At 65.6% G+C, this 20,890-nt stretch carries 18 protein-coding genes; 7 read left to right on the forward strand and 11 right to left on the reverse strand.

Translation table 11 applies throughout. The features are described from left to right. The first annotated feature begins 117 nt into the window (after nucleotides 1–117). Entirely contained in the window at nucleotides 118–1,266 is a 1,149-nt protein-coding gene (locus tag ACM61V_RS13115) for a CaiB/BaiF CoA transferase family protein (RefSeq protein ID WP_137787570.1), read from the forward strand. A gap of 21 nt (nucleotides 1,267–1,287) precedes the next feature. On the opposite strand, the gene ACM61V_RS13120 is transcribed toward ACM61V_RS13115, so the two are convergent. The 3 genes from ACM61V_RS13120 to dcd form a co-directional block, all read right to left on the reverse strand. Further along, nucleotides 1,288–2,187, reverse strand: coding sequence for an MBL fold metallo-hydrolase (locus ACM61V_RS13120; RefSeq protein WP_137787571.1), 900 nt, complete (start codon nucleotides 2,185–2,187; stop codon nucleotides 1,288–1,290). Nucleotides 2,188–2,217: 30 nt separating this feature from the next. After that, on the reverse strand, nucleotides 2,218–4,494 hold the full coding sequence (locus ACM61V_RS13125; RefSeq protein ID WP_137787572.1) for a TonB-dependent receptor: 2,277 nt from the start codon (nucleotides 4,492–4,494) through the stop codon (nucleotides 2,218–2,220). 349 nt (nucleotides 4,495–4,843) lie between these two features. Continuing rightward, nucleotides 4,844–5,398 (reverse strand): dCTP deaminase, encoded by a 555-nt coding sequence (dcd, locus tag ACM61V_RS13130; RefSeq protein ID WP_137787573.1) that lies wholly within the window; start codon nucleotides 5,396–5,398, stop codon nucleotides 4,844–4,846. Between the two features lie 117 nt (nucleotides 5,399–5,515). Here dcd and ACM61V_RS13135 point away from each other — a divergent pair, with 117 nt between their 5' ends. Next, nucleotides 5,516–6,271: an SDR family NAD(P)-dependent oxidoreductase gene (locus ACM61V_RS13135; protein ID WP_137787574.1), complete on the forward strand. Its 756-nt coding sequence runs from the start codon at nucleotides 5,516–5,518 to the stop codon at nucleotides 6,269–6,271. A 39-nt stretch (nucleotides 6,272–6,310) separates the two neighbouring features. Here the strand turns inward: ACM61V_RS13135 and ACM61V_RS13140 are convergent, their stop codons facing one another. From ACM61V_RS13140 to ACM61V_RS13150, 3 genes are all read right to left on the reverse strand, one after another. Then, complete coding sequence (locus tag ACM61V_RS13140) at nucleotides 6,311–6,742, reverse strand: acyl-CoA thioesterase (RefSeq protein ID WP_419714059.1); 432 nt, start codon at nucleotides 6,740–6,742, stop codon at nucleotides 6,311–6,313. 113 nt (nucleotides 6,743–6,855) lie between these two features. After that, nucleotides 6,856–7,638: an SDR family NAD(P)-dependent oxidoreductase gene (locus ACM61V_RS13145; protein WP_137787576.1), complete on the reverse strand. Its 783-nt coding sequence runs from the start codon at nucleotides 7,636–7,638 to the stop codon at nucleotides 6,856–6,858. A 32-nt stretch (nucleotides 7,639–7,670) separates the two neighbouring features. Then, nucleotides 7,671–8,870 (reverse strand): acetyl-CoA C-acetyltransferase, encoded by a 1,200-nt coding sequence (locus ACM61V_RS13150; RefSeq protein ID WP_137787577.1) that lies wholly within the window; start codon nucleotides 8,868–8,870, stop codon nucleotides 7,671–7,673. Between the two features lie 80 nt (nucleotides 8,871–8,950). Here ACM61V_RS13150 and ACM61V_RS13155 point away from each other — a divergent pair, with 80 nt between their 5' ends. Beyond that, complete coding sequence (locus ACM61V_RS13155; protein WP_137787578.1) at nucleotides 8,951–9,616, forward strand: nitroreductase; 666 nt, start codon at nucleotides 8,951–8,953, stop codon at nucleotides 9,614–9,616. A 107-nt stretch (nucleotides 9,617–9,723) separates the two neighbouring features. On the opposite strand, the gene ACM61V_RS13160 is transcribed toward ACM61V_RS13155, so the two are convergent. The 4 genes from ACM61V_RS13160 to ACM61V_RS13175 form a co-directional block, all read right to left on the reverse strand. Next, complete coding sequence (locus ACM61V_RS13160) at nucleotides 9,724–11,100, reverse strand: DEAD/DEAH box helicase (RefSeq protein ID WP_137787579.1); 1,377 nt, start codon at nucleotides 11,098–11,100, stop codon at nucleotides 9,724–9,726. Between the two features lie 243 nt (nucleotides 11,101–11,343). Continuing rightward, nucleotides 11,344–12,213, reverse strand: coding sequence for an NAD(+) diphosphatase (gene nudC / locus ACM61V_RS13165; RefSeq protein ID WP_137787580.1), 870 nt, complete (start codon nucleotides 12,211–12,213; stop codon nucleotides 11,344–11,346). Further along, nucleotides 12,210–13,559 carry a serine hydrolase domain-containing protein gene (locus ACM61V_RS13170; protein WP_137787581.1) on the reverse strand — a complete coding sequence of 450 codons (1,350 nt, stop codon included), beginning with the start codon at nucleotides 13,557–13,559 and terminating at the stop codon, nucleotides 12,210–12,212. The genes nudC and ACM61V_RS13170 overlap by 4 nt, the downstream gene beginning before the upstream one ends. Next, entirely contained in the window at nucleotides 13,559–14,581 is a 1,023-nt protein-coding gene (locus tag ACM61V_RS13175) for an A/G-specific adenine glycosylase (protein ID WP_419714060.1), read from the reverse strand. Before ACM61V_RS13175 ends, ACM61V_RS13170 begins: the two co-directional genes overlap by 1 nt. 26 nt (nucleotides 14,582–14,607) lie before the next feature. Between ACM61V_RS13175 and ACM61V_RS13180 the strand changes: the two genes are divergently transcribed. Genes ACM61V_RS13180 through ACM61V_RS13195 form a run of 4 tightly spaced genes read left to right on the forward strand, consistent with a single transcriptional unit; the run spans nucleotide 14,608 to nucleotide 19,972 of the window. Continuing rightward, nucleotides 14,608–15,117 carry a DUF721 domain-containing protein gene (locus ACM61V_RS13180; protein WP_249341630.1) on the forward strand — a complete coding sequence of 170 codons (510 nt, stop codon included), beginning with the start codon at nucleotides 14,608–14,610 and terminating at the stop codon, nucleotides 15,115–15,117. Continuing rightward, on the forward strand, nucleotides 15,117–15,785 hold the full coding sequence (locus tag ACM61V_RS13185; RefSeq protein WP_171007627.1) for a DsbA family protein: 669 nt from the start codon (nucleotides 15,117–15,119) through the stop codon (nucleotides 15,783–15,785). The genes ACM61V_RS13180 and ACM61V_RS13185 overlap by 1 nt, the downstream gene beginning before the upstream one ends. A 23-nt stretch (nucleotides 15,786–15,808) precedes the next feature. Then, a complete protein-coding gene (locus ACM61V_RS13190; RefSeq protein WP_137787584.1) occupies nucleotides 15,809–16,543 on the forward strand; it encodes a thioredoxin domain-containing protein in 735 nt (244 codons plus the stop codon). 33 nt (nucleotides 16,544–16,576) lie between these two features. Then, nucleotides 16,577–19,972 (forward strand): chromosome segregation SMC family protein, encoded by a 3,396-nt coding sequence (locus ACM61V_RS13195; protein ID WP_419714061.1) that lies wholly within the window; start codon nucleotides 16,577–16,579, stop codon nucleotides 19,970–19,972. On the opposite strand, the gene ACM61V_RS13200 is transcribed toward ACM61V_RS13195, so the two are convergent. After that, nucleotides 19,955–20,734: a GGDEF domain-containing protein gene (locus ACM61V_RS13200; protein WP_137787586.1), complete on the reverse strand. Its 780-nt coding sequence runs from the start codon at nucleotides 20,732–20,734 to the stop codon at nucleotides 19,955–19,957. The genes ACM61V_RS13195 and ACM61V_RS13200 overlap by 18 nt on opposite strands. Between the last annotated feature and the right edge of the window lie 156 nt (nucleotides 20,735–20,890).

The following is a 20,890-nucleotide window of genomic DNA, read 5'->3' on the forward strand; positions in this document are numbered from 1 at the left end:
GCGGCGGCCCCGGGCCCGTGCCGGGGGAGCGGGGACAATGAGCCGTCAAGCAAACCGACTGCGCGCGATGGCGCCTGCCCGCCTGCTGTCTCACGCCTATTCCGCCGGGGCGCCCGCATGAGCGGTCCGCTGGCCGGGGTCCGTATCGTCGAGTTCGCCGGCCTCGGCCCCACGCCCTTCGCCTGCATGATGCTGGCCGACATGGGCGCCGAGGTCCTGCGGATCGACCGGCTGGGCGTCGACAATTTCGGTGGCGGCGACGAGCGCCACAATTATCTCAACCGCAGCCGGGCGTCGATCGCGCTCGATCTGAAGGATCCGGCCGATGTGGCGCTGGTCCGCTATCTGACCGAGCGCGCGGACGTGCTGATCGAAGGCTTTCGCCCCGGCGCGATGGAGCGGCTGGGCCTGGGGCCGGACCTGCTGATGAAGGCCAGCCCGCGGCTGATCTACGCGCGGATGACCGGCTGGGGGCAGACCGGGCCGCAGGCGCACAAGGCGGGGCACGACATCAACTATCTGTCAATGACCGGCGCGCTTTACCTGATGGGGCCGTTCGACGGGCCGCCCGTTCCGCCGATCAATCTCGTCGCCAATTTCGGCGGTGGCGGGATGCTGATGGTGACGGGCGTGCTCGCCGCCCTGGTCGAACGACAGACCAGCGGGCGCGGGCAGCTGGTGGACGCAGCCATGATCGACGGCGCATCGCAACTGATTACCCAGATCTATTCATGGGAGCGGATGGAGCGGTGGCGGCCCGGACGCGGCGACAACCTGCTCGATGGAAGCGCCTATTTCTACCGCTGTTACGAATGCAGCGACGGCGAGTTCATCGCGGTCGGCGCGCTGGAGCCGCAGTTCCACGCCAATTTCCTGACCGGCCTCGGGCTGGATCCGGCCGATTTCGGCGACCATCTCGATCCGTCGAACTGGGTGGAACGGGCGGATATCGTCGCCGCCATCGTGCGCCGCCGCAGCCGCGCCGAATGGCTCGATACCTATGCCGCGCTCGATGCCTGCGTCACGCCGGTGCTGAGCCCGGCGGAGGCGACACGCGACGCGGCCAATATCGCGCGGCACGTGCATGTCGCGGTCGAGGGCGCGATACAACCCGCCCCCGCCCCGCGCTTCAGCCGCACGCCATCAGCGATAGCGTCCGCGCCGCCGCTGCCCGGCGAGCGTGGCGGCGAGCGCTTGCGCGACTGGGGCTTCGACACGGCGCTGATCGACCGGCTGCTTGACCAGAACAAGCTTCGCACCGGCTGAGCGCGTGCGCCCGCTCGCGGTTTAGAATGCCGGGGAGAGGATCGGGCGGAAGCCGCCGTCGTCGCGCACGACGCGCACGACATGATCCCCGCCGAAATGCGCCGGAATCAGCAGCGCCCCGCTGTCGGCGGCTTCATTCAGCACGCGGCGACGGGTTTCGCGTGCCTGGGTCGGATCCTCGCAGAAGATGCTGTTCCAATCCGGCTCATAGATCTGCGCCGGATGATGAACGATATCGCCGCAAAACATCGCGCGCGCCTCGCCGGACGAAACGCGCATGACCATCGACCCGGGCGTGTGGCCGGGATGCGCGCCGAGCGTGATATGCGGCGCGATTTCGAAGCCGTCCCCCGCCCATTCGGCGCGACCGGCCTGCAGAATGGGACGGACGCTATCCTCGAACATGCCGGCATTGACGATCGTGCCGATCTCGCCCGGCCCGGAACCGGCGATCAGCGGATCCCAATAATCGCGATCGCCAACGGGAAGGATATAGCGCGCATTGCGGAACGTCGGCTCCCACCGGCCATCGACCAGCCGGGTGTTCCAGCCGACGTGATCGACATGGATATGCGAACAGACGACGACATCGATATCTTCCGGCTGGAACCCGGCGCGCGCGAGATTGCCGAGAAAATCGGTCTGTAGGCCGCCGAAGATCGGCAGGTTCGGCCGGTCCTTGTCGTTTCCGGCCCCGGTATCGAACAGGATGCGCTGGGAGCCCGTGTCGAGCACCCAGCTCTGCAGAAACGCGAACAGCTTGCCTTCGTCGGGGTTGTAGAAGCCGGGCGTGAATTCCGCTTCATGCGGATCCCAGCCTTCACGGAAGAACCCGGTAAAAAGCTCCCCTGGAGGCGAAAATGTCCCGCGCCATTCCTCGATCCGGTGCACGCGGATCCGGCCGATGTTGAAGCGGTCCATCCTGCCTCCAGGCTAAATCGTCACGCGCCTTCAGAAATTGAAGCCGATCGTGGCGCCATAGGTGCGCGGCGGCATCAGCGAGCCGACGCGCGGATATGCATAGGTGGCAGCCGCGACGATGTTGTTCGCGATCACGAACTTGTCAGTGAGGTTCTTCACCCACGCGCCCACCGTGAGGCGATCGTTCGGCGCGTGCCAGGTGATGCCCGCATTCGCCATCAGATAGGCGTCCTGCTCCGCATCGCGGTTGTTGAACTCACTGAAATAGACCTTCGTCTGCCATTTGGCGTCGCCGTTGATCGTGACCTTGCTTTCACCGAACGGAATATCCCAGGCGAAGCCGCCGCCGATGGTGAACTTCGGCGCATTCGGCAGGCTCTTGCCGCTCAGATCAACGAGGCCGGGATCGGTCGGGCACGGCGCATAGGAAATCCCCGGCCGCGCCGGAAAGGCCGCGCCGTAATATGCGTTACAGAATTTGGTGAACTTCGCGTTCAGATAGGAGGCGTTGGCATTGATCGTGAAGGTTGACGTGACCTTCCCTTCAAGCTCCAGCTCGCCACCATAGTTGCGCGCCGACGCGGCGTTGATCGTCTGCACGATGCTGTTCGCGTTGACGAAGCTGACCTGCAGATCCTTGTAATCGTAATAAAATATCGCGCCGCTGAAGAGGATGCGGTTGTCGAACAGCTTCTGTTTGAATCCGCCCTCGTAGCTCCACACGGTTTCGGGGTTGATCGCCGCATCGGCACTGCCGACGTTGATGACGCCGGACTTGAAGCCCTTGGTGATGCTTGCGTAAAGCATCGTCGTGCTGGTCGGGCGATATTCGAGCAACGCCTTGGGCGTTACCGAGGACCAGCCCTTCGCCTCGTCGGTCGGAATATTGATCCCGATCGCATCGAAGCGGAAATAACCGACACCCTTGCGATGCTCGTAATTGTAGCGCGCGCCGGCGGTGAACTTGAGCACCGGGCTCACGTCGACCGTGCCTTGCAGATAGGCGCCGACGGCATCGATCTTGACCGTGCCGTCCTGACGATAGGCGCCACCGTCGAACGTATCGGCGGGCAGGCCGAACAGCACGCCGAGGTTGGTGGTCGGCACGTCCACCGTGCCATCCAGCTTCTCGTGGAAATACATCGCGCCACCGAGCAGGGTGAAGCCGTTGCCCTGATAGTTGACGGTCACTTCCTGGCTGAAAGAGCGGCTTTTCTCGGTGTAGTTGTTCTGGCCGGCAAGATTGACCTGCGACGAATCGAGATCGTCACGCTGGAAGCGATCGAACGAGCGATAGGCCGTGATCGTCTTTACCGACGCATCGCCGAGATCGAAATCGAGCGTACCCGTTGCGCCATAGCCCTTGCGGCGATTGATCGCTTCCTGATCCGAATAGATGTTGCGAAGATTGGGCTTCTGCCCGAGCGCCTGATAATATTGGATGATCGTCTCGCCGCCGATCAGCGTGTGCGGCATTGCCGTTTCCGGCACGACCGACGGGCCGAAATAGTGAAAAGCGTAATTGTTGTCATTCTCACGGAAGTGATCGACGACCACCGTCGCCTTCACGTTATCGCTTATCTTGCCGATGATCGTACCACGAAGCGAATAGGCATCACGATCATCCACATCCTTTCCGGTGAAAAGGTTCTTCCCATAGCCATCGCGCTTTTCATATTTTCCCGCGATACGCACCAGCAGCCTGTCATCGCCGGTAAGGCTTCCGCCGACTGCGCCTTCGAGAATCTTCGCGTTGTAATTGCCGTAGGTGAAACGCGCATAGCCTTGCAGTTCCTCGCGCGGGCGCGCCGTCACCATGTTGATCGCGCCGGCAGTCGCGCCGCGACCATAGAGGATCGACTGCGGCCCGCGCAGCACCTCGATCTGTTCGAGATCGAAAAAGCCGCTCAGTTGCTGTGCGGGACGCGGCAACAATGCCCCGTTCTGCAGGAATGCGACGGCGCCCTCGCCGCCGATATCGAAATTGTTGAGGCCGACGCCGCGAATGAAGGTCCGGTTGACGCCGAACTGATCGCCGATCGACACGTTGGGCACGACGACCTGGAGATCGCCGATATTCTGGATGCCGCCCGGGCCGATATCGTCCGCGCGGATCGCGGTGACGGCGGCCGCGACGCGGCTGAGCGCGGTATTCTCGCGCGTCGCGGTGACGATGACGTCGGAGGGATCGGCGGTTTCGGTGGATGCCTGAACCGCGCCGGCCGCAGCCTGCGCGTGGGCGGCGGCGGGCGCGAGAAGCAATGCGGCGAGCGAAGCGTGGCAAAGCGTCTGGACACGGATTTTCATCGGCACTCCCCCTTTATACGTACAACCGCTTCTTACCGCGGCTCTCTCTTACATACCCGCTGGTATATCCGAGCCTTGTGTAATTCAAGCTCTATATCGCGATCGCGCGTCCATATCTGGAATCGCGGGCCGGTTTTCGACGTGGAGGCGACAGGCGGCGGGCCAGATCGCGGCCTGCAAATCGTTGCGCCGGAGAATCTCGGCAATGGCGGCCGAAACCGTCATGGCGTTGACGGAACAGAACTTTTAAATACCCGCAAGTAAATAAGCCGGCGCGATCGCGATCAATACGGTGTTCGGCTCACCCGTTCGCGCCCGCCCCGGTGCAGCGGGACGCATCTGCCGCGAGCTACAATCGCGGCAGCGTGACCCCGCGCTGACCCATATATTTGCCTGCGCGATCCGCGTAGCTGATCTCGCACGGCTCGTTCCCTTGCAGGAACAGGAACTGGCAGGCGCCCTCGTTGGCGTAGATCTTCGCCGGCAGCGGCGTTGTGTTAGAGAATTCGAGCGTCACATGCCCTTCCCAGCCCGGCTCCAGCGGGGTGACGTTCACGATGATACCGCAGCGCGCGTAGGTGGACTTTCCAAGACAGATCACCAGCACATCGCGTGGGACGCGGAAATATTCGACCGTCCGCGCCAGCGCGAAGCTGTTCGGAGGAATAATGCACACATCGGTCTTGCGATCGACGAAGCTGTTCGACGCGAAATCCTTGGGATCGACCAGGGCATTGTCGACGTTGGTGAAAATCTTGAACTCGTCAGCCACCCGCGCGTCATAACCGTAAGATGACAGGCCGTAGCTGATGCAGCCGTCGCGCCGCTGCGCCTCGACGAACGGCTCGATCATCGCATCGGCGAGTGCGCGCTCGCGAATCCAGCGGTCGGACAGGACGGACATCGCATGCTTCCCCTTCGCTCCCGCTTTCGCCGCCCGGCGCGCCGGTGGCAAGTGGGTTGACGGGTTGACGGCGCTCGCCGCGCCCCGCAACGCATCGGGCAAAACAGGAGATGGGACATGTCGTTCAGGCTTGACGGGCGGGTTGCGCTGATAACGGGCGCATCATCGGGCTTCGGGGCGCATTTCGCCCGGCTATACGCGAAGGCCGGCGCCAAAGTGGTGCTCGGGGCCCGCCGCGTCGATCGGATCGAGGCGCTGGCGGCGGAGATCGGCGCGGATGCGCTGGCGGTGACACTCGATGTCGGCGATGAAGCATCGACCATCGCGGCTTACGACGCCGCCGAAGCGCGCTTCGGCACCGTCGATACGATCGTGGCCAATGCCGGCATCAGCCACGCGGGCCGCGCCACCGATGTGACGGTCGAAGGATTACGGCAGCTGCTCGACGCGAACTTTCTGGGAGCCTATCTCACCGTGCGCGAGGGCGCAAAGCGGCTGATCGCGGCCGGATCACGGGAAAAAGGCAACGGCCGCGCGATCGTGATCGGCTCGATCACCGCGCATCTCACCGGGCAGGGCGACAGCGCTTATGCCGCGTCGAAAGCCGGGGTCGCGCATCTCGGCCGCAATCTGGCGCGCGAATGGGTGCGCCAGGGCATCAACGTGAACGTGATCCAGCCAGGCTATGTCCAGACCGAGATCGCCGGAGACTGGTTTCAGACCGACGGTGGCGCGCACCAGATCGCCAGTTTCCACCGCAAACGGATGATGACGATCGAGGCGCTCGATCCGATGATGCTTTATTTCGCGTCGGATGCTTCCGCGGCGGTGACGGGCGCGGTGATCGATGTCGATGACGGCCAATCGCTTTAGCAGAAGCCCGAAATACCGCGGTGAACGCGCGGACGGTTGCTACTTCGGGGACGCCCGCAATGCTTCCAGCCGTTCACGCACCGGTGCCGGGATCGGCTCGCCAACCGGCGTGGTCATGACGATCACGGTGTCGCAGGTGGCGATCGGCAGGCCGTTCTGGAACATCGCCGCGAGCATTTCCCAGCTCCGGTTGCCGATCTTGCCGATACCCGTGGCTATCTCGACAGCATCGGGGAAGCGGCCTTCGGCGAGGTAGTTTATCTCATTACGGGCGACGACCGCGCCGAATGCGGGCGACGCCTCGCGGCCGCCGAGCGACCGATTGATGAGAACCCGCGCGGTTTCAAACAATGCGGCGAAGGCCACGTTGTTGAGATGCCCGTTGGGATCGAGATCCTGATAGCGCGTCTGGACCGCCTCGCGGATCGGATAGGCATCAGGCGACAGGCGCCATGCGTCGGGGCGAGGCATTCAGGCTGGCTTTCGCAAGAAAAATAAGGCGCCGGCGCGGGAGAGCGCCGCTCCCGCGCCGGCAGATCACGTGCGGGGGGCAGCCAGATCACCGGCGCCCCTCGCGAAGCCGATCAACGCGGCGCCATGCGGATCGCGCCGTCGAGCCGCACGTCCTCGCCGTTGAAATAGCCGTTCTCGATCATCAGCGTGGCGAGAGCGGCATATTCCGCCGGATCGCCAAGCCGCTTCGGGAACGGCACGGAAGCGGCGAGCGCGTCCTTCACGTTCTGCGGCGCGGCGGCGAGCAGCGGGGTATTGAAAATGCCGGGCAGGATCGTGTTCACCCGGATCCCCTCACCCATCAGATCACGCGCGATCGGGAGCGTCATGCCGACAACGCCGCCCTTCGACGCGGAATAGGCCGCCTGCCCCATCTGACCGTCTTCCGCCGCGACCGACGCGGTGTTGACGATCGCGCCGCGCTCGCCATCTTCCTGCGGCTCCAGCGTCAACATCCCCGCGGCCGACTTGGCAATGCAGCGGAAGGTGCCGACAAGGTTGATCTGGATGATCCAGTTGAACGCATCGAGCGGGAAATGCTTGATCGAGCCATCTTCCTTGCTGCGGCTCGCCGTCTTGATCGCATTGCCGGTGCCGGCGCAATTGACCAGGATGCGCTCCTGACCGATCGCGGCACGCGCCTTGGCGAACCCTTCGTCCACCGACGCTTCGTCAGTGACGTTGACCTTGCAGAATACCCCGCCCAGTTCGGCGGCGAGCGCTTCGCCCTTTTCTTCCTGCAAATCGAACAGCGCTACCTTCACGCCCTTGGACGCAAGCAACCGCGCGGTAGCCGCGCCAAGGCCGGAGGCGCCGCCGGTGATGACGGCGGAAACAGTATTGTCGAGCTTCATTCTACCCTCTTCTCGTAGCAGTGCGTTGTGGCTCAGGCCGCGGCCTTCGCGCCCTCGTCCCAGTCGCAATTCTCGATGATCGTGACGTTGGCGACGCCGCCGCCCTCGCACATCGTCTGCAGGCCATAGCGGCCACCGCGACGGCGCAGTTCATGCACCAGCGTGGCCATCAGCTTCGTGCCGGACGCGCCAAGCGGGTGGCCGAGCGCGATCGCGCCGCCATTGACGTTGAGCTTGTCGGCGTTGGCGCCGGTGTGGTGCAGCCATGCCATCGGCACGCTCGCGAACGCTTCGTTGACCTCGTAAAGATCGATGTCGTCGATCGACAGGCCGGCCTTCTTCAACGCCTTGTCGGTGGCGAACAGCGGCTCTTCGAGCATCACGACCGGATCGCCGGCGGTAACGGTGAGGTTCACGATCTTGGCCAGCGGCTTGAGATTATACTTTTTCAGCGCCTCGCCACTGACGATGAGCACAGCGCTGGCACCATCGCAGATCTGGCTGGAAGACGCGGCAGTCAGGACGCCGGTTTCCGACAGCTTCTTGACGGAGGCCATGCCCTCTGCCGACGCATCGTAGCGGATACCCTCGTCGGATCCGTGCTGTTCCTTGCCCTCGGGCGTCTCAACCTCGAGCGGAACGATCTCGTCCTTGAATTTGCCCGCCTGCGTCGCTGCGACCGCCTTGCGATGGCTGCCGAGCGAGAATTCGTCGAGCGCCTCCCGGGTGAAGCCGTACTTCTTGGCGATCATCTCCGCGCCGGCAAACTGGTTGAAGACGATGCCGGGATATTTTTCTTCGAGGCCCGGTGACTTGTTCTTGCCCAGCCCGGCATCGTGAAACAGTTTGTAGGTGGAGCCCATCGGCACCCGCGTCATGCTCTCCACACCCGCGGCGATCACCACGTCCTGCGTGCCGGACATCACCGCCTGCGCAGCGAACTGCATCGCCTGCTGCGACGAACCGCACTGGCGATCGATCGTAACCGCCGGAACGCTCTGCGGCAGCTTCGAGGCGAGCACCGCATTGCGGCCGACCTGCCCGGCCTGCTCGCCGCCCTGGCTGACGCAGCCCATGATGACGTCCTCCACGGCCTCGCCGGGAATACCCGATCGCTCGACCACCGCGTCCAGCACCTTGGCCGCCAGATCCACCGGGTGCCAGCCGGCGAGCTTGCCACCGCGCCGTCCCCCCGCCGTCCGCACCGCTTCGACGATATACGCCTCAGGCATCTTCCGACTCTCCATAACAGATGTTATCCCGCTGCTGCATGTGGCGCGGATTGACGCGAACGGCAAGAGCGGAGAGGCGAATGAACGTTAGTGAAGCGGTGTTGGCGCGGCGATCAGTGCGCGGTTTCCTCGACAAGCCGGTCGATCCGGCGCTGCTGAAGGAACTGGCGCTGCGCTCCGCCAGAGCGGCGACCGGGGGCAATATACAGCCGTGGCACATCGATATCGTCCACGGCGAATCGATCGCACGCCTGAAGGAGATCATGCAGGGAAAGATCGAGCGACGCGAAACCGAGACGCCCGGTTACGATATCTATCCGCGCGAAATGCCGCCGCAAACGAAGGAGCGCACGTTCCAGATCGGCGAAATGCTGTATGGCCATCTCGGCATCCCGCGAGAGGACAAGAAGGCGCGCGCGATCTGGTTTGCCCGGAATTTCCAGTTTTTTGGAGCGCCCGCCGCCTATTTCGTGACGGTGGATCGCCGCATGGGGCCGCCGCAATGGGCGGATCTTGGCATGTATCTGCAAAACCTGATGCTGCTCGCGGTGGAAGCGGGGCTCGCAACATGCGCGCAGGAATGCTGGGCGGTCTATCCCCAGACAGTTGAGGGTTTTCTGGGGACGCCATCCGAACGCATGTTGTTCTGCGGAATGGCGATCGGATACGAGGATGCGGACGAACCTGCCAATCGTGCGCGCAGCCCGCGCGCACCGGCGGCCGAGTGGCTTACGGAGCTGGCGTAACGCTTCACGCGATACGGGTTACGATCGGCGACACGATAGCCGCCGCCGATCGTTACCAGGGGCCGACGTGTCGCCGTCGGCCCATCATTCAATCGCCTTTCAGGGATTCAGGCGCCAGCCGCCGCGCCGGGGCCACGACCCCGGCCACGGTTCCGACCGCCGCCGCCGCCGCCGCCGCCGCCACGACCGCCAGTGCCCCTGCGACTGGCGTTCGAATAATCACGCGTGGCGACCGGATGATGCGAGGCCTTGGGCCGGGCCGGGCCGCGTTGCGCGCGCGGGCGATCTTCGCGCGGAGCCGGATCGGGACCGGCAACGCGCACGCGCGCCGCCTTCAGCGCCTCCGCGCGCTTCAGGAAATCCGCCGGCAAGGCGCGCATGGGCACACGCTGACGCGTGACCTTTTCGATATCGCGCAGATAGGGCCGCTCGTCATCGGCGCAGAAGGAGATGGCGATGCCGCTCGCCCCGGCGCGCGCAGTGCGGCCGATGCGGTGGACATATTGCTCCGGCACATTGGGCAGCTCAAAATTGAAAACGTGGCTGACACCCGAAATGTCGATGCCGCGCGCGGCGATATCCGTCGCGACGAGGATCGGCACCTCGCCCGACTTGAACGCGACGAGCGCGCGCTCGCGCTGCGGCTGGCTCTTGTTGCCATGGATCGCATTGGCCGCGATGCCATTGCCCGCGAGCAGCCGCACGACGCGATCGGCGCCGTGCTTGGTGCGCGTGAAGACGAGCGCGCGGTCGATATTCTCCTCCGTCAGCAGGATGGTGAGCAGCGCCTGCTTTTCCTGCTGGTTGACGAGAGTGACGTACTGATCGACGCGCTCGGCCGTTGTCGCCGCCGGCACGACCGAAACCGTCTCCGGATCATGCAGGAACTGGCCCGCCAGTTCGCGGATCGACGACGGCATGGTGGCCGAAAAGAACAACGTCTGGCGGCGGCGCGGCACCATCCGCACGATCTTGCGCAGCGCGTGGATGAAGCCCAGGTCAAGCATCTGGTCCGCTTCATCCAGGACGAGGATTTCGAGCATCGAAAGGTTGCAATAACCCTGCTCGACCAGATCGATCAGCCGGCCCGGCGTGGCGACCAGAATGTCGACCCCGCGCATCAGGTCATGCTTGTTCTTGTTGATGCTGGTGCCGCCGAACACCGTCGCGACGGAAAGATTCGAGTTGCGCGCATAGCCGCGCGCATTGTCGGCGATCTGGCTGGCAAGCTCACGCGTCGGCGCGAGAACCAGCATTCGGCAATGCGTGGGCAGCACCTTCTTCGGAACCTCGGCGAGGCGCTGGATCGACGGCAGCACGAACGCCGCGGTCTTGCCGGTGCCGGTCTGCGCGATGCCCAGAAGGTCGCGGCCGGTGAGCACGATCGGGATCGCGTCGCGCTGGATCGGCGTGGGAGTCTCATAGCCCTTGGTATCGAGCGCGCGGACGAGCGCGTCGGTCAGGCCGAGTGCGGAAAAGCTCATGAAGTGAAATACCTGCAAATAGATGCCGGGCCGCGCACCGGCATGGCGCGCAGTCAGGCGGGGAAGATTGACACCCCGCGTGACTAGGGAAGCCCGAACGAAGACCGAGGCGGAGCCGGGGCTCAAAAAAGCCCGATCACGCTGCGTTTTAAACGCCTCGATCAGAGCGGCAAATGGGGGAAAGTGCGCCGAAAGTCAAGCCGCTCCCGGCGTCCGGCGTGCGGCCGTGCCCGCATGATCCGTTCAGCCGCGTGCCCATTCGGTCAGCAACGTATGCGCGATCGCATAGGACGGCGGCGCCAGGAACGGTGCCTCCTCACCCGCCAGCGACGCGCGGACCTGGTCACGTGTGAACCAGCCCGCGGTCTCCAGCTCGTTCGTATCGATCGTCAACGCATCATGCTCCGCGTGGCCGACACAGGCGATCATGAGTTGCGAGGGGAATGGCCACGGCTGGCTCGCGATGTAATGTACCGCGCCGACACGCACGCCGGCCTCCTCGGCAATCTCGCGGCGCACCGCCTCCTCGATCGATTCGCCCGGTTCCAGAAAGCCGGCAAGCGCGGAATAGCGCCCCGCCGGCCAGCCCGGCTGCCGGCCCAGCAGCGCCCGCCCGGCATGCTCGGCGATCATGATGACGACCGGATCGACGCGGGGGAAATGCTCACTCTTGCACGCATCGCACCGCCGACCCCAGCCGGCGCGAAACATCACGGTGGAGGCGCCGCAATTGGCGCAGAAACGGTGCCGCGCATGCCAGTCCAGCACCGAGCGCGCCGCCGCGAAGGTCGCCGCCTCCCCTTCCCGAAGCTGATCCAGCATCCCGAACAGCGCGGGCGAGCGGAAGCCCGGTGCTGGCCCTGCGGCCGGATCGAACGCGGCGAAGCGGGGGCGTCCGTCGTCCAGCCCGAGCAGGACGAATTCGGCGTCCTCGGAGGCTTCGGTGAGCATCCCCCAGCCGAGCCGGCCGTCGTCGCCGATCTCCGGCTCCCAAGCGTTGAGCTTTAGCAGCCGTGCCTGCCAGTTGCCGATCGCTGCCGCGAACGCAGCCTCGTCATGGCGCATATGATCGGCGCGATCCAGCAATCCGCCCGTGAAACCGGGCGCAATCACTGACGAAACCTCGCTACATCCTTGCTCAGCGCGCCGACCACATCCTGGCGCAGCGGCCATTTCTCGGACGGGAAATATTGCACCATCACCGTGCCCCGCACCTTCTTGGCAGGATCGACCCAGGCGATCGTACCGGCGGCACCGCCCCAGCCATACGTGCCTTTCGACGGCACACCGCCAGGCCCGTCCGCAAGATAAACCGAGCCGCCCGCGCCAAAGCCCATTTTGGCGGACATATTGCCGCCGGTGCCATCGCCAAGCCCGGCGAAATAGACGCCCTCCGGCATCAGGTTCGACATCGCAAGCGCCGCCGTCTCGGCCTTCATCACGCGCACGCCATCGAGGATGCCACCATCCTGAAGCATGTGGAGGAAGCGATCATAATCACGCGCCGACGAAACAAGCCCCGCGCCGCCATAAGGGAAGCTCGGCGGGCTGAGGTAAACCGATCCGGCGGCCGGATCGAGCGGCGTACGCTTGTCGCCCACGAACAGATAGTTGGTCGAAAGCCGCCCGACGTCGCTGGCCGGCACATTCCAGTAGGTGGAATTCATTCGCAGCGGATCGAGCAGCCTGGTCTGCACGAAGCGGTCGAACGACATGCCGCTCGCCTTCTCGATCACGGCGCCCATCACATCGAGGCCGATCGAATAGCTCCATTTCGTTCCCGGCTCCGCGATCAGCGGCGCCTGCGCCACACGCTCCGCGAACTCGGCAAGCGTCTTTGGACGAGCCTTGCGCGCCTGCACCTCGATCTGCGCGTTGACCTGGCCGGGAAGGATGCCGAGCCGCTCATATTCGCGCAGCAGCGGGCCCTTGGCGGAAATGTTGTAGCTCAGCCCGGCGGTATGCGTCAGCAGTTCGCGGATCGTGATCTGGCTCTTCGCGGGCACGCTGTCGAGCGACGTGTCCGGGCTGGTCAGCACGCGCATCTTGGCGAAACCGGGGAAATATTTCGCCACCGGATCGTCGAGCTTGAGCTTGCCCTCCTCCACCAGGATCATCGCCGCCATGCCCGTGATCGGCTTGGTCATCGAATAGATACGCCACAGACTGTCAGGCCCTGCCTGCGCTGCGACAGGCTCGTCGCTGATGCGCCCGGCCGACACAAACAGGGTTGGCCGGTCGCCAAAGCCGAACGCGCCGACGATGCCCGGCATCTTGTCATCAGCGACATAGCCGTCGAACAACGCCTGCATATTGGGCAGCAGGGAATTGGCGCGTGCCGCCACGGTCGGCACCGGCGACACGGCACCGGGTGCCGGTTGCGCCTGCCGAGCGAGGCTCGCCCCGGTCGCGATCATCGCCAGCGCGCCGCCGGCGCCGATCAGGTGGATCAGCCGCATCATTCTCCCCTTATCGCCCGTGCGGCCTTGGCAAAGACGCTCGGCAATCCCGCCGAATCGATCTGAGCTATCGGCCACCATTCTCCCGATTCCAGCGATGTGTGCGCGTCCGAACGCGCCTCCGCAAGAGACAGTTCGAGCATGAAATGCGTGAAAACGTGGGAGACGGTGACGTTGCGTAACCGCCATTCGGCCGATACCGGCGCGCCTTCCAGCCCGGGGCGAACTTCGTCCCACGGCCCGGTCGGCAGCGCGCGCATGCCTCCCAGCAGTCCGCGTCCCGGGCGGCGGACGAGCAACACCTCGTCACCTCTTTCAAGCCAGAATATAGTGCCATAGCGTTGCGGGCGCGGCTTCTTGGCGGCCTTCACCGGATAGTTTTCCTGCACGCCATTTTTCAGCCCGTCACAGGCGATCGCGAGCGGGCAGAGCATGCAGCGCGGATTGCGCGGGGCACAGATCGCCGACCCGAGGTCCATCATCGCCTGGGCGAAATCACCCGCCCGTTCGTCCGGCGTGATACTCTCGGCAGCGGCGCGGACCGCCGGTTTCCCGGCCGCCATGAACAACCGCGCCACCACACGTTCGACATTGGCGTCGATCACCACCGCGCGCCGCCCGAAGGCGATCGCGGCAATCGCGGCGGCGGTGTAATCGCCAAGCCCCGGCAACGCACGCAAGGCGGACTCGCGATCAGGCAGCCGCCCGTCGTGTTCGCGCGCCAGCACCCGCGCTGCCTTCACCAGATTTCGCGCGCGGGCATAATATCCCAGCCCCGCCCAGGCGGCCATCACATCCGCCTCGTCAGCGGCGGCCAGACTGGCGATATCCGGCCAGCGCGCCACCCATGCAGCGAAGCGCGGGCCTACGGTCGCCACCGTCGTCTGCTGCAGCATCACCTCGGAAAGCCAGACGCGATAAGGGTCCGCCCGTTCGCCCGGCGCGGCGCGCCACGGCAGATCGCGGCGATGCACGTCATACCAGGTAAGCAGTCGTTCGCTGATCGAGCGCTTGGCGTCCACGCCCCGGCTATGGCATGAGCACCGGAATGAGCAAGCGCCCGCGCACCCCCCAACCAGAACCGGCGCGCCAGAACCGATCAAGACAGGTCGCCGAACTGTTGCCCGCCGTGGGCGGCGCGGCGTTCCGCAAGTTCGGCTTCGTCCAGTCCGCCGTCGTCACGCGCTGGCCGGAGATCGTCGGTGAGAAGCTCGCGCGCGTCAGCAGCCCCGAATCGATCCGCTTCCCGCAGGGGAAGAAGCAGGATGGCGTGCTGACGCTCACGGTCCGCGGCGCCCATGCCGCGATGATGAGCCATATCACGCCGGAGATCATCGAGCGGGTGAACCGCTTCTTCGGCTACGCCGCCGTCGCGCGCGTGGCGATCCGCCAGGGGGATATCGCGCCGCGAGCGCTGCCCCGTCCGCCCGTCGCGCCGCGCCCCGTTCCTGCCGAACTTGGCCAGAGCCTGCGCACGATCGGCGATCCCGAACTCAAGGCGGTGCTGGAGGCGCTCGCCGCCGGCGTCGCGGCACCAAGGCTGCCCACGATCCGATGATGAGAAGACTGTTCCCGATACTGGCGCTCGCGCTCTCCGCCCCGATCGTCGCCGCGCCGCGAGCCTGGACCAGCGTTGCCGCCCCGGCCGCGCAAGGCAGCTACGTCATCGGCAATCCGGCGGCGAGGGTGAAGCTGATCGAATATGCCAGCTACACCTGCCCGCATTGCGCGCATTTCACGCGCGATTCCGCCGCGATACTCAAGGGGAAGATGATTGCGTCCGGCTCGCTTAGCCTGGAGATCCGCAGTTCGATCCATGATCGCTATGATCTCGTCGCGGCGATGCTGGCGCGCTGTTCCGGCACCACGGTTTTTCCACGGCTGCACGAGGCGCTGTTCGCGCGGCAGGATGACTGGCTCAAGAACGCGATGGAATTCGATTCCGCCAACGGCCAGCGACTGGGGCTTTACAGCCCGGCGGCGCAATATCGCGCGATGGCGCAGGGTGCTGGGCTGGATGCGATCGCGCGCGATGCCGGGATGACGCAGGCCGCGATCGACCAGTGCCTCGCCGATCCGGCCGTGGCGCAAGCCGCGATCGAGCGGGCCACTAAATACGGCGAGAAGATCCGCGGCACCCCCGCGTTCGAGCTGAACGGCAAGTTGATCGAAGGCACCGATTGGGCGAAGCTTGAGCCAATGCTTCGCGCCGCCGGCGCCAAGTGAGTATCTTTCGGAGTGAGTAATCCATGACGTTTCGTTTCGCCGTTTCCGTCGCCGCGATCGCGCTGCTCTCCGCCTGTGGCAGCACGGGTGGCGATTCCTCCACGCCGGCCGCGCCGGTTGCCGCCGTCGCCGCGCCGGCCGGCCAGGATTGGACGCAGGTCGTCTCCAAGACACCCGACGGCGGCTATGTGATGGGCAACCCGAATGCGGCGATCAAGCTGGTCGAATATGGCTCACGCACCTGCCCAACCTGTGGCGCGTTCGGCCAGACCGGGATGAAGCCGCTCGAGGAAAAATACGTGAAGACCGGCAAGGTATCGTATGAATTCCGCGATTTCCTCGTCCACGCGCCGGATCTTGGCGTCGCTGCGCTGGGCGAATGCGTGGGCGAGGCGCCGTTCTTCCCGATCCTCGAGCAGATGTATCTCGAACAGCCCGGTTTCCTGGAGAAGCTGGAGAAGATACCGGCCGATTTCCAGGCGAAGCTCCAGGCGATGACCCCGTCACAGCAGGCCACCGCCTGGGTTGACTACCTCGGCTATGTCGATTTCGTGAAGCAGCGCGGCGTGACCGAGCAACAGGCGCGCGCCTGCCTCGCCGACGGCAAGAAGCTGGAGGCGATCGCGAAGATCACCGAAACGGCGACGCAGCAGCACAATGTGACCGGCACGCCCACCTTCATCCTCAATGGCAAGACGCTCGAGGGATCGGTCACGTGGCCGCAGATCGAGTCCGCGCTCAAGAACGCCGGGGCCTGACGGCGGCGGCATCGGCGTCGGGGGGCGCGCACGATGCAGATAAAGCGGCTGAGGCTTACCGGCTTCAAGAGCTTCGTCGACCCGGCCGATCTGCGGATCGAGCCGGGCCTGACCGGCGTCGTCGGCCCGAACGGCTGCGGGAAATCCAACCTGCTCGAGGCGCTGCGCTGGACGATGGGCGAAAACTCACCCAAATCGATGCGCGGCGCCGGCATGGAGGACGTGATCTTCGCGGGCACCGCGACGCGGCCCGCGCGCGACTTCGCCGAAGTATCGATCCTCGCCGAGCTTGATGGCGAGGAGAAGGAAGTCGTCCGCCGGATCGAGCGCGGCGCCGGCTCCGCCTATCGCATCGATGGACGCGACGTGCGCGCGAAGGACGTGGCGCTGCTATTCGCCGACGCCGCCACCGGCGCGCATTCGCCGGCACTCGTGAGCCAGGGCCGGATCAGCGCGGTGATCGCCGCCAAACCGGCCGAGCGACGTGCGATGCTTGAGGAGGCGGCGGGGATCGCCGGCCTTCACGTGCGGCGCAAGGATGCCGAGCAGAAGCTGCGCGCGACCGAAGCGAACCTCCAGCGGCTGGATGAGGTGATCGCCGATCAGGAAGCGCGCGCCGCCGCGCTTCGGCGCCAGGCACGGCAGGCGGAACGCTATCGCGCGCTGTCGGAACAAATTCGCGTTGCCGAGGCGCGGCTGATCTTCAGCCGCTGGCGCGAAGCTGCCGCCGCTGCGGATGCGGCCAAGGCCGAGGCGGCCGCGGCCGAAACGCGCGTCGCGGAAGCGGGCGAGGCGCAGCAGGCCGCAGCCGCGTACCAGGTGCAGGCGACGGATATGCTGGCCGCGGCGCGCACCGCCTCCCTCGCCGCGCGCGACCGGATGACCGAGGCGGCGCACCGACTTGCGACGCTCAACACCGAAAAGGCCGGTATCGAACGCCGCCTCGCCGAGCTTGTGGAGGCGGCGCAGCGCATCCTCGCCGATCGTGAACGCGAAGGACAACTCGCGCACGATGCCGCCGATGCCCTCGCCCGGCTGGCCCGCGAAGGCAAGGCGCTGGATGCGGAGATCGCGGCGGTCGCGGCTGACCTTCCGCTGCTGGACCAGGCGCAGGCGGAGGCGGAACGTGCGGCGCGTGATGTTGAGGTGGCGCTGGCGCAGGCGCTGGCGCAACAGGCGAGCGAGGCCGCCGAGGCGCGCGTCGTCCATGCCGCCGTCGCCGCTGCACGAGCGCGGGCCGATCGCGCCGGACGCGAGGCGCGTGCGGCAGCCGATGCGCTTTCCGCATTGGCCGATACAGCGCCGCTTGAGGCCGGACGGATCGAGGCCGAACAGGCGCTCGCCGCCGCCGCCGCCGATACGACAAGCGCGCGGACCGCTCTGGCGAGCGCGGACGATGAGGAGAATGCAGCGCTCGCCGCGCGCGACGATGCCCAGGCTCGCCGCGCCACCGCCCGCGCGGAACTGGCCGCGCTCGAAAGCGAAGCCGCGACGCTTGTCCGCGCAACGCAGCGTTCCGGGCGCGACCGGTTGCTCGATCACGTCCGCGCGGCTCCCGGCTACGAGCGCGCGCTGGCCGCCGCGCTCGGCGATGACCTGGAGATCGGACTGGATATTGCGGCGGAGGCGCATTGGTCTGGCGCCGCTTCGCTGCCCAGCGATCCCGCGGCGGGCGAGAACACTCTGGCCACCCACATCACCGCGCCTCCGCAGCTTGCACGACGGCTCACGCAGATCATCGCGCTGACCGAAGATGACGGCCGCCCGCTGGCGGTGGGGCAGCGGCTGGTGACGATTGCTGGGCGGCTGCGTCGCTGGGATGGCTTCGTGGCGCGAAGCGGCGGGGCGGCGGCGGCAGAACGGCTGGAGCGCCTGAACCGGCTCGCGACCATCGAGGCAGCGTTGCCGGAAGCGCGTCTTGCAGTTGAGCGCGCCGATTCGGTGCTCGCCATGACCGACGCGCGGATCACCGCTGCGAGGGCAGCAGCGGGCGCGGCGCGTGCCACGCTCACGCGTGCCGACGCCGCCGCGCGCGATGCCCAGCAACGCATCGATCGCGCGACCACGCAGATCGAGCGGCTTGCCGGGCAGCGCACCGACCTTAGCGCCCGCGCCACGCAGACCGCTACCGAGCGGGATGCGGCGGCGGCCGAAGTCTCCCAGGCCGAACGCGCGATCGCCAGCCTGCCCGATACCAGCGTGACGGCGAGTAAGGTCGCGGCGCTCCAGCACGACGCGGAGGGGCGCCGCGCCGCGGTCGCCTATGCCCGCGCCGAACGCTCCGCCCGCGAGCGCGCCGGGGCCACCGCGCAGGAACGGCTTGCAGCATCGCAGATGGAAGCGAAAAGCTGGAAAAGCCGCGCCGGCGACGCTGCGCGCCGCATCGCGGATATGGCGAAGCGCGAAGACGAACTGGGGCGGGACCGCGAAATTCTCGCCCCACGGCCTGCCGCGCTGATGATCGAGATCGCCGACCTTACGGCCCGACACGACGCGGCCCGTAAATCCGCCGATGCGCTGGCTTTTTCCGAACGCGAGGCGGAAGCCGCGCTCCGCCGATGCGAGGAAGCCGCGCGCGTCACGGGCGAGGCGCTCGCAACCGCACGCGAAATGCGCGCCGGGGCGCTTGCACGTGCCGAAAATCAGGAACTGCGCAGAATCGAGTTGGGCCGCCTCGCAGGAGAGCGCTTCGAATGCCCGGCGCCGGTGCTTCCGGCCAAGGCAGGCTTCGACAGCGCGACGGTCCGCTCACCGCGGGAGGAATCGAGCGCGCATGAGAAACTGACGCTTGATCGCGAGCGGATCGGGCCGGTCAATCTCGTGGCCGAGCAGGAACTGGCCGACCTGGAGGCAGGCGCGATCGGCAATGCGACCGAGCGAGACGAGCTTGGTCAGGCGGTCAATCAGCTACGCGGCTCGATCGGCACGCTCAATCGCGAGGGGCGGCAGCGCCTGCTCGCCGCATTCGAGGCGGTGGACGGTCACTTTCGGCGGCTGTTCACCACATTGTTCAATGGCGGGCAGGCCCATCTGGAACTGATCGATTCGGATGATCCGCTGGAGGCGGGGCTGGAGATCATGGCGCAACCGCCGGGCAAGCGGCTGCAATCGCTGACGCTGCTTTCCGGTGGCGAGCAGGCATTGACGGCAGTTGCGCTCATCTTCGGATTGTTTCTCACCAATCCCGCGCCGATCTGCGTCCTCGACGAGGTGGACGCGCCGCTCGACGATGCGAATATCGAACGATTCTGTGATCTGCTCGATCGGATGACGCGCGAGACACGGACGCGATATCTGATCGTCACCCACAATGCCGTCACCATGAGCCGGATGCACCGCCTGTTCGGCGTTACGATGATCGAACGCGGCGTCAGCCGGCTGGTATCGGTCGATCTTCAGGCGGCGGAGACGCTACTCGCCGCAGAATGATCGCGGGCTCGGCGTTTCGATCACGGTTGCGATGATCTCGGGCTCGAGCGTCGCCGCAGTCAGGCTGATGCGGTTACGGCCTTCCTGCTTCGCGCCGTACATCGCGAAATCCGCCTGTCGCAGGCAATCGCGGACAGCCACGGCGCGCTTCGCCTCGGCAAGCCCGATGCTTACCGTCAGCAAGATGCCCTGTGCCGCGAATTCTGCCGCCTTTTCGATGTTGCGTCTTACGCGCTCGGCGATCTGCATCGCCTTTTCGGAACTTGCGCCGGGAAGATAGATGCCGAACTCCTCCCCACCGAGCCGCCCGATGATGTCGTCGGCCCGAAGCGATCCACGCAGAACGCTTGCGACGTGCTGGAGCGCCCGATCGCCCACTTCATGGCCGAACCGATCATTGATCGCCTTGAAGTGATCGATATCGAGCAACAACATCCACCCCTCGGCATGGGCATGGTGCGCCTCGGCGTGCTCAAGGAAGGCGAAGCGATTGAGCACAGCAGTGAGCTGATCGGATTCGGCAGCATATTTCAGCAGAACCTGCGCCTCGCGCAGCTCCTTGTTAATATGGCGCAGCCGCTCACTTTGCGTTGTCAGTCGGAGAACGACGAGGAAGGACACTCCGCCCGACGTTACAATCGCGACGAACCAATTCAGCAACGGAACATTGAGCCCCTGCCAAGCGCACAGGCCGACCAGCGGGACCATCGTCACCGCGAGCGATACAGCCGCCCAGAACAGCGCTTTACGAACAGCCCCCATGATCCCCGCTTTAACTGAGTTGGGTTTGACGCGCGCTAAAAACGATCCAATCCGGATTTGGTCGCACGCCCGCGGCGATTAAAATTCCCAAATTCGCCGGCGACGATCAGCGTGTCGCCAGCATGAGGCTTCAAATCCGATTTATAATATTGATAA

The sequence above is a fragment of the Sphingomonas sp. TX0543 genome (genome assembly GCF_048565505.1).
Lineage (GTDB): Bacteria > Pseudomonadota > Alphaproteobacteria > Sphingomonadales > Sphingomonadaceae > Sphingomonas.